General features: G+C 45.8%; 11 protein-coding genes. All 11 read left to right on the forward strand.

All coding sequences use genetic code 11. The features are described 5' to 3' along the window. Window positions 1-123 precede the first annotated feature (123 nt). A complete protein-coding gene (locus FCL46_RS20105) occupies window positions 124-1,902 on the forward strand; it encodes an FAD-dependent oxidoreductase (RefSeq protein WP_136805905.1) in 1,779 nt (592 codons plus the stop codon). Continuing rightward, window positions 1,899-3,755: a 2-oxoacid:acceptor oxidoreductase subunit alpha gene (locus FCL46_RS20110; protein WP_136805906.1), complete on the forward strand. Its 1,857-nt coding sequence runs from the start codon at window positions 1,899-1,901 to the stop codon at window positions 3,753-3,755. The genes FCL46_RS20105 and FCL46_RS20110 overlap by 4 nt, the downstream gene beginning before the upstream one ends. Next, a complete protein-coding gene (locus FCL46_RS20115; protein WP_136805907.1) occupies window positions 3,752-4,804 on the forward strand; it encodes a 2-oxoacid:ferredoxin oxidoreductase subunit beta in 1,053 nt (350 codons plus the stop codon). The genes FCL46_RS20110 and FCL46_RS20115 overlap by 4 nt, the downstream gene beginning before the upstream one ends. Before the next feature lie 50 nt (window positions 4,805-4,854). Further along, complete coding sequence (locus FCL46_RS20120) at window positions 4,855-5,433, forward strand: manganese efflux pump MntP (protein ID WP_136805908.1); 579 nt, start codon at window positions 4,855-4,857, stop codon at window positions 5,431-5,433. A 36-nt stretch (window positions 5,434-5,469) separates the two neighbouring features. Continuing rightward, a complete protein-coding gene (locus tag FCL46_RS20125) occupies window positions 5,470-6,141 on the forward strand; it encodes a hypothetical protein (RefSeq protein ID WP_136805909.1) in 672 nt (223 codons plus the stop codon). Between the two features lie 251 nt (window positions 6,142-6,392). Next, window positions 6,393-6,968 carry a rhodanese-like domain-containing protein gene (locus tag FCL46_RS20130; RefSeq protein WP_167505766.1) on the forward strand — a complete coding sequence of 192 codons (576 nt, stop codon included), beginning with the start codon at window positions 6,393-6,395 and terminating at the stop codon, window positions 6,966-6,968. A 3-nt stretch (window positions 6,969-6,971) separates the two neighbouring features. Then, window positions 6,972-7,721: a rhodanese-like domain-containing protein gene (locus FCL46_RS20135; RefSeq protein WP_136805911.1), complete on the forward strand. Its 750-nt coding sequence runs from the start codon at window positions 6,972-6,974 to the stop codon at window positions 7,719-7,721. 341 nt (window positions 7,722-8,062) lie between these two features. After that, the gene (locus FCL46_RS20140; RefSeq protein WP_136805912.1) at window positions 8,063-9,793 is read left to right on the forward strand and encodes a methyl-accepting chemotaxis protein; all 1,731 of its coding nucleotides are present in this window, start codon (window positions 8,063-8,065) and stop codon (window positions 9,791-9,793) included. Window positions 9,794-9,966: 173 nt separating this feature from the next. Continuing rightward, window positions 9,967-11,325, forward strand: a complete 1,359-nt coding sequence (gene holA, locus FCL46_RS20145; RefSeq protein ID WP_136805913.1) for a DNA polymerase III subunit delta — start codon at window positions 9,967-9,969, stop codon at window positions 11,323-11,325. A gap of 181 nt (window positions 11,326-11,506) precedes the next feature. Further along, window positions 11,507-11,821 (forward strand): ATP-dependent Clp protease adapter ClpS, encoded by a 315-nt coding sequence (gene clpS, locus FCL46_RS20150; protein ID WP_136805914.1) that lies wholly within the window; start codon window positions 11,507-11,509, stop codon window positions 11,819-11,821. A 36-nt stretch (window positions 11,822-11,857) separates the two neighbouring features. After that, complete coding sequence (gene clpA / locus FCL46_RS20155; protein WP_136805915.1) at window positions 11,858-14,119, forward strand: ATP-dependent Clp protease ATP-binding subunit ClpA; 2,262 nt, start codon at window positions 11,858-11,860, stop codon at window positions 14,117-14,119. Window positions 14,120-14,133 lie beyond the last annotated feature (14 nt).

The raw sequence follows: 14,133 nt of genomic DNA on the forward strand, positions 1-14,133 counted from the left end.
TGTCTTAAACCTTATAATTGGACTTTTTTTTTAGATCTCATTGAATAAATATAATAGGATACAATTGTGCGATGAGTTTTCGTGGCTGTATAAATTTGCTCATTCATTCCATGAGGCGACCCCTTGAAACCTACCGACATACATAATTCAGAATATTTTCACAAAGTTATTGACTGCCAATACGCCTGCCCGGCACACACTCCGGTGCCGGAATACATTAGGATGATCGACAACGAAGAATACGAAGACGCCTATATGGTCAACTGGGTCTCGAATGTATTTCCTGGAATTCTCGGCCGTATATGTGACCGTCCGTGCGAACCAGCCTGTCGACGTGGCAGAATCGATGAAGAACCTGTGGCTATTTGTCGACTCAAACGAGTGACTGCTGACAATAAGACATCAATCGCTGACCGGTTGCCAGAAATCCCGAAGAAAAAAAATGGCAAAAGAATTGCCCTCATCGGTGGAGGTCCTGCCTCGCTGACCGTCGCACGCGATCTTATGCCGCTAGGCTACGAAGTTGATCTCTATGACGATCAGGACAGAGCCGGCGGATTTATTCGGACCCAGGTTCCCTCGTTCCGTTTACCTGAAAAGGTGCTTAACGAAGAAATTAACTATATCCTCGACTTCGGCGTTAATACGATTTTCAATCACTATGTCTCAAGTCTCAAAGAGATCATCGACAAGGATTACGATGCGATATTCGTCGGGACAGGTTCTCCGCGCGGTCGCGATCTTCCCGATCTTCCAGGGCGCCAGGAAGGAGATGAGTTCATCCATATAGGTATCGAATGGCTTGCTGCAGTACTTTACCGCCATGTTAAAAAAGTAGGCAATAAAGTTCTGGTACTAGGCGGTGGCAATACTGCCATGGACTGCTGCAGAACAGCCAGAAGACTAGATGGTGAGAGTGTTAAAGTTATGGTGCGCAGTCCTCGGGAAGAAATGAAAGCTTCCCCGTGGGAAATCGAAGATGCTGAGCGGGAAGATATAGAGATTATCGACAACCACGCCCCACTTGAGTTTGTCATTGAAAACGGCAAACTTATCGGCATGAAATTTGATCGAGTCGAAGCCAAATATGATGACAAGGGAAAACGCAGCCTGGTCTCAACCGGAGAGGAACCTGTATTTATCGAGTGCGATGAAGTACTGCTCGCAGTAGGCCAGCAAAACGCCTACCCCTGGATAGAACGTGATATCGGTCTTGAATTTAATGAATGGGATATGCCGGTGGTAAACGAAGTCACCTTCCAGTCTACCATACCTAAAGTGTTTTTCGGTGGCGATGCGGCATTCGGCCCACGAAACGTCATAACCGCTGTGGCCCACGGCCATCATGCAGCAATCTCCATTGACATGCTTTGCCAGGGTAAAGATCTTAATGATCGCCCACACCCGTCTGTAAATCTTACCGGGCAAAAAATGGGCATTCATGACTGGATTTACGACAGCCATGTCACCGAAGAAGACCGACAGATTGTCCCTATGGTGGATAAGGTTAAATCAATTCAGGATCGTCTTATTGAGGTCGAACTCGGATTTGATCATGACCTCGGCCAAAAGGAAGCAAAACGATGTCTTAATTGCGATATCCAGACAGTCTTTATAGTTGAAAGTTGCATTGAATGTGATGCCTGCGTAGATATCTGCCCTGTCACCTGTATTAATTTTATTGAAAACGGTGAGGAGGATGGTCTGCGGGCCCGCCTTACAATACCGGCGCAAAACCTTACGCAAGACCTTTACGTCTCCTCCGAACTTCCCACCGGAAGAGTTATGGTCAAGGATGAAAATGTCTGCCTGCACTGCGGTCTCTGCGCAGAGAGATGTCCGACTGCGGCATGGGAAATGGTTAAATTTATCTATAAATCACCTCAGGCGGGTATCAAATGAACAGGATAGAACGAGTAAATGATTTTGTAATCCGGTTTGCCAATGTTAATGGCTCCGGCTCTGCAAGCGCCAACAACCTCTTTGCCCGTGCGATTTTTCGCATGGGAATACCGGTCAGCCCGAAAAATATATTCCCTTCGAATATTCAAGGGCTGCCAACATGGTACGAGGTGCGGGTTAACGAGAAAGGCTACCTGGGAAGACGCGGCGGTACGGATATGATCGTTGCTGTCAATAGCCAGACAATCGTCAAAGATTTTATTGATGTCGCCAGCGGAGGCTATTTTTTCTACGACTCAACACGCGCCCTTCCCGATGAATGTAAACGCGAGGATATCACCGTCATCGGGGTACCGCTGACCAGATTGTGTAATGAGGCGTTTGAGAACCCGAAACTCAGGCAATTATTAAAAAATATCATCTACGTTGGTGCCCTGTCTCACCTTCTTGATATTGATTTTTCAGTGCTCACAAGCTCCATCGAACTTCAGTTCAAAAAGAAGCCAAAACTCGCCGAACCCAACATCAAAGCGCTGGAGATCGGACTTGAATACGCTCGGGAGCATTACCCGGACGCATGCGGTCTTTCACTGGAACTTCGCGATATCACCGGTGATGGCATCCTGATGGACGGCAACACCGCCACAGGGTTAGGTGCTGTTTACGGAGGTGCTACCGTTGCTGGCTGGTACCCTATTACTCCATCCACCTCTGTGATAGAAGCATTTGAGCGGTACAGCAACATCTACCGAATTGAAGAAGAGACTGGTTTGAAAAAAGTTGCCATTGTCCAGGCGGAAGATGAACTGGCGGCAATAGGTATGGTAATCGGAGCATCATGGAACGGTGCCCGTGCGTTCACCGCAACATCCGGCCCCGGAATATCGCTCATGAGCGAATTTCTCGGGCTTGCCTACTTCTCGGAAGTTCCGGTAGTACTTGTGGATGTTCAACGTACCGGACCCAGCACAGGCATGCCGACCAGAACTCAGCAGTCCGACTTCATCGCTACGGCCTATGCATCCCATGGCGATACCCGTAACGTCCTGCTCATCCCCTGTGACCCGGCTGAATGTTTTGAGTTTACAGCGCAGGCACTGGATCTTGCTGACCGCTTGCAGACCCCGATTATCCTCATGAGCGATCTGGACCTCGGCATGAATGAGCATCTCAGCAGGCCGCTTAAATGGGATGACAATCGACGGTATGATCGCGGAAAAATAATGACAGCTGAACAACTGGATACTATTGAGCAAAAATGGGGGCGCTATCTCGATGTGGATGGTGACGGTATCTGTTATCGCACGATTCCAGGAGCACATCCAACCAAAGGTTCATACTTTACTCGCGGCACCTCGCATGATGAATATGCAGCCTACACAGAAGATAGCAGCGCCTACGAGCGTGGTATGATACGACTGCTTGTCAAGTGGGATACTGCCAAAACGCTCTTACCCGAACCACACATAAAAATACGTGATCCACAATCCAAAATCGGGGCCATTTTCTACGGCACAAGTACCCATGCTTCCTACGAGGCAATTGACCGTCTCGAAAAACACGGGACTGCAATCAACACCATGCGCCTACGAGCTTTTCCGTTCAGTAAAGACGTCATTGACTTTATCGACCAGCACGAGATTGTATGTGTTATTGAGCAGAACAGAGACGCACAAATACGTACCCTGCTCATGACCGAATGCAACTTTCAGCCTGATAAACTTGTTTCCATACTCCATTATGACGGCATGCCAATTACAGCAGATTTCATAACCGACAGACTTGAAAAGCGACTTGCGGAGAAATTTAACGCAACCACCGTAGAGAACGTTGCAACGGGAGGTATAGCATGAGTTACACACGTCCAACTTTCCGCCACCCGGAACAACAGAAAAATTCCAAAGGATACCACCGGCGCGATTACGAAGGTGCTATTTCAACTCTGTGTGCCGGCTGCGGTCACGACTCCATAAGCAACTCCATCATTCAAGCCTGTTTTGAGATGGAAGTTGAACCACACCGCGTTGCCAAACTTTCCGGCATCGGCTGTTCATCAAAAACGCCTGCCTATTTCCTGGGTAAATCACACGGGTTCAACTCTGTGCATGGTAGAATGCCCTCAATTGCAACCGGCGCTAATATGGCCAATCGCGACCTCCTATATATAGGTGTATCCGGTGATGGTGATACGGCCTCCATAGGCATGGGTCAATTCGCCCATGCGCTTCGCCGTAATCTGAACATGAACTATATTGTCATGAACAACGGATGTTACGGCCTGACTAAAGGGCAGGACTCCGCAACAACAGATAAGGGCAGTGCGGGGAAAAAAGGGAAAGTTAACCCTTTCGAATCTATCGACCTCTGCCAACTCGCGATCCAACTTGGTGCCAGCTTTGTCGCCAGAAGTTTTTCAGGTGATAAACAGCAGCTCGTACCGCTCATTAAGGCGGCAATCAGCCATAACGGCCTTGCCTTTCTTGACGTAATCTCGCCTTGCGTTACCTTTAACAATACTGCAACCTCAACCAAGAGCTATCAGTACGTGCGTGAACATAGTGAGGCAACCGGCACATTTGACTTTATCCCATTGCAACGGGAAATTCTGACACGTTATGAAGAAGGAACCAAACAAACCATAGCAATGCACGACGGCAGTATTTTAAAACTTGAAAAGCTGGATAAATCTTTTGATGTAACCGATCAAAGACGCTCAGTGGACAAGCTTGAAGAAGCGAAGGAGAACGACAGGCTGCTGACCGGTGTAATTTATGTTAATCCTGAAAGTCAGGATACTCATGATATTATAGAAACAACCCGCCGCCCGCTTAACTCTCTCACAGAGAAAGACCTCTGCCCCGGCAGTGCCGCTCTTGAAAAAATCAACGAAAGCCTTCGATAAACAAAAACGCTGCATCGACCATGTCGTGCAGCGTTAACTCATATATACTTATGTCATTATTAAGCATTCTCGGAATTGCTGTCGCCTTGGCAATGGACGCCTTTGCCGTTTCCATCGCCGTTGGCATCAGCCTAAAAAAGATAAGTGCCAGACAGACCTTCCGCCTCTCCTGGCACTTTGGCTTGTTCCAGGCTCTGATGCCAGTTCTCGGCTGGTGGCTGGGCAATGCAATACACACGTTTGTGGAGAACTATGCACATTGGATAGCCTTTGCGCTGCTCGCTGCCGTCGGCTCCAATATGCTGAGAGAAGCCCTCCAGTTTGATCAGGAGAGTGATGAACCACGAAAAGATTCAACAAAAGGAATGACCATGGTTATTCTTTCTATCGCCACCAGCATTGATGCTCTGGCGGTAGGTTTCAGCATGTCAATGCTGTCTATCTCTATTATTACTCCTGCGATCATAATAGGCATTGTTGCAGCCGCTTTTACTATAACTGGTATGCATCTTGGCAAAAAAGTTTCTTCCTTTCAAAAGCTGAGCACCTATGCTGAATTAATGGGCGGTGTTGTGCTTTGGGGTATTGGGCTGAATATTCTCTACGAAAATGGAGTTTTTCCTTTCTGATTCTACTGTTTTTTACTTCTTTTCATATTCCACTTCATGAATATTCGCTCTGTTCTTGCCAATGCAACACATGCATTTAAGAAAAATCTCATCCCCGGTGTAATCCTCCAGATTATCGCGATCTCTCTGGGGATTTCATATTATTTCTGGCCGGCTGCGATGCCGGCATTTTCTTTTTTCGCCAATCTCAAGGCTGAATACGGTATTTTTTTTGCCATGATTTCAACCGCGCTTTTTGGCGGCCTCATTCCGTTTTGTATTCTGTACCTCACTGGTAAAATCACATTTAACCCTCGGGGCCAACTCCTTTTTTATGTACTCTTCTGGTGTATTAAAGGGGCAGAAGTCGATCTGTTTTATAGACTTCAGGGACATATATTCGGAATAAGCAACGACTGGCAGACGGCACTGATAAAGACAGGGTTCGATCAGGTGTTTTACGGATCGCTCTGGATGGTACCGTCTATTTCGCTCGCCTATCTTTGGAAAGAGTGCAATTTTGACTTCAAGGAATTCCGCAATCAGATCAACCGTACATTTGTCTTTATGACACTTCCTACCATCATTATCTCCAATTGGTTTGTCTGGTTGCCGGCAATCGTGGTGATTTACATGATGCCCCCAAACCTTCAGGTTCCTCTCTACAATCTTGTTCAGTGTTTTTTTGTACTTCTCCTTGCCATTCTCGCCAAAGGCAATAATGATTAATAGATACGTTGAGAGCATATTGAAGGCGACTGCATTTATTCATCGCTGATACAGCAACAGACGCTATCCCAGCAAGGAGCATCCCTTAACGTTCATAATGAATCGTCCGTTTCCTACTCTTCACACCTTGCAACTGCAAATAATATATTGTGCATAGGATCATTACAGTGTTTAATTTAATTATTAATTTCTGTCGTACTGTAACTTTAAAAGTATCACATCAAATGCATGCAGCTAACAGGAGGTTATCAATGAAGAAAAAGCTCAACACAAGATTCGCCATCGTCGCGATCTCTCTGGCCATCTTTTCCTATGGGTGTTCTACAACAACCCAGACAGCACAATCCGTTACGACTCAAACGCAGATTGAACAGGTACAAAAGCAAAACGTCTACAAAGGTTCAGTGGTCGGCAAATCCAATAAAGCAAAAGCAATCTCAATACAAGTAGGCAAAGGCGACTCAGCAAAAACTATGCTGGTTAAGTTTGATGATCAAACTCAAGGTATCGAATTTGCAAAAAAAGGTGAAGCGGCAATAATTGCCTGGGAGCAGCGGGGCGAAGACAAATTCGCAACAGTTATCAAACCAAAACTTGCCAAGCTTCCACCGGGTGTTACCGAAATCAACGTAGATGAGATGCACGCACTCATAGAAACAAATACAGAGATGACACTGGTCGATGCTCGCCCAACCTCAAGATATGACGAAGCACATATTCCCGGCTCTATCTCCATTCCGGTAGCAAAACTCAAAAAACAGCAATCAGCAATCCTGCCTGACGATAAAGACAAGCTGCTGATTTTTTATTGTGGAGGCCCCACCTGAGGCATGTCCACAGCAAACGCCGGTCTGGCGAAAAAACTTGGCTATAACAATGTTCGCGTATTCCTTGCTGGAGAACCTGCCTGGTCCAAGGAAGGATATCCGCTCTTTGCTTCCAACACATTTGTCGAAAATGGCAATATTGTTCTCCTTGATTTACGAAAGGATGGCAGCCCTGTTAAGGGAAGAATCCCGAGAGCAGTGGTTGTCCCATATGAAGAACTTGATGATAGAGTTGACGATATCCCCCACAATGCCCCTGTGGTGCTCTACAGTAACAGTGTAGAAGACGTAATGGACGCCTATGAAGACCTAAAGGATGAAGGTTTCCGGAAAGTTTCACTCGTAAAAGGCAACTATGAAGGCTGGGTTGCAGCTGGTGGAGCCATAGAGGAAGGACCAATATTCTCAAACGAAATACGCTGGGTCAGAAAACTGGGTAAGGGCGAGGTATCTGTTGCAGAATTCAAACAAGCCGTATCAGGTAAACTACCGGACACCTATGTTATCGATGCCCGAACAGTCGAAGAGATTGCAGAATTCGGTAAATTTGAAAACACCGTAAATATACCTCTTGATGAAGTACCCAAACGTATTTCTTCAATTCCTCGTGATAAACGAATATTTATCCATTGCTCAACAGGTGCCAGGGCGGACCTGGCCTATCAGGAACTGAAAAAACATGGCTATGATGTTAAATTTTTACTTCTTGATATCACCGATCCCGCCTGTGATTGTGAAATTATCAGGCCTTAGTAATTACTGGTAATTGCCATGCGACGGGAGGTCGGAATTCGACCAGCCGATTTAGTCGGATAGTTGCTGACCTCCCTGACCTTTTTCTTACTCCAACGTCTTCATCAACACAGATCAAAGCACCCCGAAATCACAAGATCCAATTATCCAGCCTCATATTCCAAAGTATGAGATATACTCACCATCGCAGACTCGTGCATTTCATCCGTGTTAGCCCGGATTTCTCATCACATCAAACAGCATTACGAAAATCCTGATTTTTTTTGGGGATTAATTCACAGAGTGCTATACTTCTTGAAGACCCCACTTAAAACACTTTTTCCACAATCGGAGGCGCTCTTATGCTGCCTAGCTCTAAGGATAGTTCGACTTCATCCCGCTCTGTAAGTATTGCCCTTAAAACTTCAGTCAGTTGCGGCATCCTTATCCTCATCCTTCTTGGACTAAACACAGGCATTACGAGTTATCTCGAAAATCAGCTTGTAACCTCAATCTTCGATCAATACAGCGAGGAAGTTGAATCACTCATCGAGAACCAGGGCAAATTGAAGAAATCGGAATTACAAGAAAATATCGCCAACAATATAGATATGCTAGCCGGCGCATCCGCAACCTTACTTTATAACTTTGACGCTGTTTCAATGGAGCGGATGTTATCAGGATACATGAAATCACCGGGCGTGTTAGCTGTGAAAGTCCTCGATGACGGAGATTCGCCTTTTTTTGCTATCTGGAAAAATCCAGAAATCACTAACGCTACCGAGCTGCCAGACAATTTGCAGCTCAATAACGACCTTGCAGTTTCAGCCGACAGTTTCGTCACAGATGAAAAAGTTGGTTCAGTGACAATATATTATACAGACCGAATCGTTATTGAGGCGATGGAAAAAGAAAAGTCTTCAAGCCAAAAAAGGATAACCGAGTTCAGCGAAAATGTGGAAAGCTCAAAACGCAATGCAGTCCTCATCCAGATAGGCATTGCGGTAGCGGTCGTCGCCTTGCTCATTGCCGCGATAATTATCATACTAAACATCGTGGCAATCCGACCACTCAATGCGTTAACCGCCATGGTGACAGATCTGGTTGAGGGTGAAGGTGATCTTACCAAAAGACTTGAATTGAAAAGCCGAGACGAACTCGGTAAGCTGGCATCAGTATTTAATCGTTTTATCGAGCGGATGCAGAACCTGGTTGGCGATATTACAGGAAATGCCAAGACTCTACAAAACGCTTCAGCTGATATGTCAGACGTCTCTGAATCAGTCTCCAGCGGAGCAGGCCGCGTTTCCGAGCAATCCAAAGAAGCTGCAGACGCCTCAAATCAGCTCAGTAACCAGATGAATTCAGTAGCGGCTGCAAGCGAAGAAGCAGCTACCAATGTCAGTATGGTTGCTACGGCAACTGAAGAGATGACAGCAACAGTTAATGAAATAGCCAAAAATTCTGAAAAAGCTCGTGTTGTAACCAGTGAAGCAGTTCAAAAAGCAAAAATCACCTCCCAACAGGTAGACGAACTTGGCAGTGCCGCGCAGGAAATCAGCAAGGTAACAGAAGTTATCACAGAAATATCAGAACAGACCAATCTACTTGCCCTGAATGCGACCATCGAAGCAGCTCGCGCAGGTGATGCAGGCCGAGGATTTGCAGTAGTTGCAAATGAGATAAAAGAACTCGCAAAGCAAACAGCCTCAGCTACCCAGGATATCAAAACGCGTATTCAGGGAATCCAGAACTCAACAGATACCACCGTCACAGAGATTGAAAATATCACAGAAGTAATCCACTCTGTAAACGATCTGGTGACAACCATCGCAACTGCCGTTGAAGAGCAGGCAGTAACCACCCAGGAAATTTCCAACAATGTTTCTCAGGCTGCCCTTGGTATCGCAGAAGTAAATGAACGCGTAGCGGATAACTCCACAGTAGCTGGCGATATTGCTGCCTCGATAATGCAGGTAGATGATATTGCCGCGAGCATGACAGGCAATGCCACTAAAGTCAGTGAAAGCTCGACTGATCTGCTATCACTTGCCCGTCAGCTAAATGAACTTGTGGGTAAATTTAAAATTTAATATGTAGTGCAAGGAATCAAATCGGCATATTGCTTATAATAATTCATCTGGAATACCGGTTTTTTTATATACACTCTTGTCAGTGGCTGTGAAAAACGAGTAAAGATGTAAGATACTAAATCAGTCAGAAATAACGCACCACTACCACGCGAGAGTCATCCCAGATTATCATTATGCCGCAGATCAAACGTAACGACCTTACAAAACTTTTAGCTGACCCCAAACAGCTCAACAACACGCCGATATTTTTATTTTTTGGGGAGCGTTATCTGTGTAAGGAAGCTGCAGATCAACTGCAGACAGCACTGCTCAAGGCTGGAAAAGGTGCGGTTAATCCAATTGACGGTGACAATGAAGACCCCGGGCAGACCTTATCAAAACTACTCAGCTTCAGCCTGCTCCCCGGGCGCCAGGTGTATCGCGTATCTGACAGTCGTATATTCCACAGTAAAACCGTTGCCGGGAAAATCTGGGAAAAAGCAAAACAGAACAATGATTCAGGTAAGCATGCTGCTGCAATGCGTCATATTTCCGCTTTTGCCAAACTTGGCTCCATAGATATAGAAAGCCCGACTCCATTTTCTGAGATTTCAGGCTCCCAATGGGAAAAAATATATTCCTTTGGTAAACCGTCGGGAGACCTCAGCTGGGCTGACAGCCTACTGTCTCAGGCTGTAGGAACAGGCAGGATGCCCAAAGGTGGTGCAACGAACATCGTAGACCGCTATATAGATACATTCAGTTCAGGAATTCCATCGCAAAATGTACTCATTCTCACAGCCGAAACCTTTGACAAGCGGCAGAAGTTCTTCAAGTTCATCAAAGATAAATTTTTAGCTGTAGATTGTTCCGTCGCTGCAGGTGCTGGTTCAGCAGCGCAAAAAGAACAAAAAGAAGTTTTGCTGGAGATGATGCAGAAAACCCTTGCAGCTCTTGGCAAAAGAATAGAACCACGTGCACTTGAACTTTTTTTTGATAGGGTTGGATTTCATCCGGTAGCCGTTGTCACCGAAACAGAAAAACTCGCTCTGTATGTGGGCGATAGACCGCAAATCACCTGTAATGACCTTGAAGAGATGGTTGGGCGAAGCAGAGAAGACGCGCTCTTTGAACTAACAGATGCTTTCAGCAAACGCCAGACAGGCAAAACGCTGACCATTCTTAATCGTCTGCAGGACAACGGAACACACGCCCTTGCAATTCTCGCAACAATGCGTAATTTCATAAGAAAGCTACTAATATTCCGTTCTTTCCAAATGCAGCATTCACCGACATGGCATAACGGAATGAGCGCCAAACAATTCCAATCCGGCTACTTGCCTGCGATCAAAGCGCAAGGAGAATGGACCGACCTTTTAGGCGGTCATCCCTATGCTCTTTTTATGAGTTTCACCAAAGCCAGCGAATTTTCCTGTAATCAGTTAAAAATTTGGCTTACACTTCTATTAGAGGCAGAGTTCAGGCTGAAAGGCTCGCCACTGCCTCAACACATTGTCCTTGAAGAACTGTTTCTTGCAATGTTGAAACGCTGACACAGTGTTCAGATTGGTTATGTATTATAATCTGAAGGTTCTGAGCGTTTCTTTTGAAGCCCTTAACATCAATGTTTTTTGTGTATTGAAAATGTCTGGTTATGAATTACCTTAAATTAAGACTTATCAGAAACCATTGAGTAACAATTTAAAATTTCTATCATAACACGAAGCGTCAACCATGCCCGAGAGAAAAGACGACCATCAGAGTTCGGTGGCTACCAAAGATTGGATTGAAGTTCAGGAGCCACCTCTCTACAAAGCACTATTACATAATGACGACTACACCTCTATGGAATTTGTCGTTATGATCCTTGAAAACATTTTTCACAAGTCACCACCGGAAGCAACACGCATTATGTTAAATGTGCACGAGAAAGGAACCGGTATAGCGGGCATCTATACTCGAGAGATATGTGAAACCAAAATAGCCCTGGTTCATGAACTGGCCCGAAAAAATGAGTTTCCCCTGCGCTGCTCTATGGAAAAAGCCTAGATCAGCCGGGGTGGCAACCCCAGGATAGAGAATATTATGCTGAGCAAGACACTTGAAAAATCCCTGATTAGAGCAATCAGAGAGGCAAAAAACCACAACCACGAATATGTAACCGTTGAGCATCTGCTCTATGGCCTTCTAAACGATGACCTTGCCAGTTACATAATTAACGAGTGTGGTGGCTCTATTGAAATACTTAAAGAGCGACTTGAAAAGTTCTTTTTAGGTGATATCCCCACACTTTCGCAGCCCAGCCAGCAGGAGCCCACACAAACCCTGGCATTTAACAGGGTACTCCAGCGCGCTGTGGCTCATGTCCAGAGTTGCGGCAAAAAAGAAGTGGATAGCGGTGATGTTCTGGTTTCAATATTCTCTGAAGCCGAATCTCATGCAGTATTTTTTCTGAGCTCAGTCGGCGTCGGTCGAATGGCTGTCGTCAATTTTATCTCCCATGAAATTCCAGATGGACTTCAACAGGAGCCGCTACCGAATCCCCCGGAAGAGGACGATTCCAAGGACCAGCCCAAAGACGATAAAGCCCTTAATGAATTCACCATCAATCTTTCCAGATATGCTGCAGAAGGTCGCCTTGACCCGCTTATAGGCCGTGAAAAAGAGATAAGCAGGATAATGCAGGTACTGTGCCGCAGAAAGAAGAATAATCCCCTGCTGGTTGGTGAGCCTGGTGTTGGTAAAACAGCGATGGCTGAAGGTCTTGCCCTTCGCATCCATGAGGATAAAGAAGCCCGCAAGCGTAACGAGAAGGCGATTGTGCCCGATCTATTACAGGATATTGAAATTCACCTGCTGGATATGGGGACACTCGTTGCCGGAACCAAGTACAGAGGCGACTTTGAAAAACGACTCAAATCTGTTGTTTCTGCAATTGAAAAGAAACAGAACGCGATTCTCTTTATTGATGAAATGCACACTATAGTCGGTGCCGGCGCGACTTCAGGCGGCTCCATGGATGCATCCAACCTGCTGAAACCTGCACTGCAGGCAGGAATTCTGCGCTGCATAGGTTCAACGACCTATGAAGAGTACAAAAACCAGATTGAAAAAGATCGCGCCTTATCACGCCGATTCCAAAAAATAGATATAGAGGAGCCCGCAGTTGATGACACCGTTTTGATCCTGAGAGGACTGCAGGGCAAATATGAAGAACACCATCAGATCAGGTACTCAAAAAACTCGATCAAGGCGATGGCTGAACTGAGTAAACGTTACATCAACGAGCGCTTTCTCCCCGATAAAGCTATTGATATTATGGACGAGGTCGGTTCCATGTTCAGGCTTGAGGGTAGACTTAATTCCATGGTCAAAGTAGGTGATGTTGAAAAAGTTGTTTCCCGCATTGCCAGAATTCCTGCAAAAACCGGAGCGAGTTCGGATGTGAGTTCACTTAAAGAACTTACCCCGAAATTGCAAAAGGTCATTTTTGGCCAGGATGAAGCTATTGATGCCGTTGTTTCTGCAGTGAAGCGTTCACGGGCAGGTCTTGGTAACCCTGACTCACCAACAGGCAGTTTTCTCTTTGCCGGCCCTACCGGTGTAGGTAAAACAGAGGTGGCGCGTCAACTCAGCCAGGTGCTCAATATACATTTTGAACGTTTTGACATGAGTGAGTACATGGAGAAACATGCAGTTGCCCGACTCATCGGTTCTCCTCCAGGTTATGTTGGTTTTGACCAGGGTGGTCTGCTCACAGAGGCTATTCGTAAACACCCGTATTCCATCCTGCTGCTTGACGAAATAGAAAAGGCTCATCCCGATATTTTTTCTATCCTTCTGCAGGTGATGGATCATTCCACCCTTACAGACAACTCCGGCCGTAAGGCAGACTTTCGCAACGTTATCATTATTATGACGACAAATGCGGGGGCCCGTGAAATGACAACCAAATCCATAGGCTTTGTTACAAACGAAAAAGGCAAAGATAAAACAGTTATCAATAAACTCTTTGCACCTGAGTTCAGAAACAGGCTGGACGCAATTGTTTCATTCTCAAAACTCGAACCTTTGGTTGTAGAGAAGGTTGTCGAAAAACTTATCGTCGAACTTCAAGAGCAACTTGCTGAAAAGAAAGTCAGTATTAAACTCAGCAATGAAGCACGCACCTGGTTAGCTACTAACGGATACGATCCCGATTTTGGTGCACGCCCACTACGTCGCCTCATAATGAAAGAGATCGGCGATGTAATGACCGAAGAAATTCTTTTTGGCGAACTGACCCGCGGTGGTGAAGCAAGCGTCGGTCTAAAAGACGACAAGTTGACTTTCGCTTACACCAAATAATATCCGAACTCTTC

This window comes from Desulfosediminicola flagellatus, assembly GCF_005116655.2.
In the GTDB taxonomy this organism is placed as follows: Bacteria; Desulfobacterota; Desulfobulbia; order Desulfobulbales; family Desulfocapsaceae; genus Desulfopila; species Desulfopila flagellata.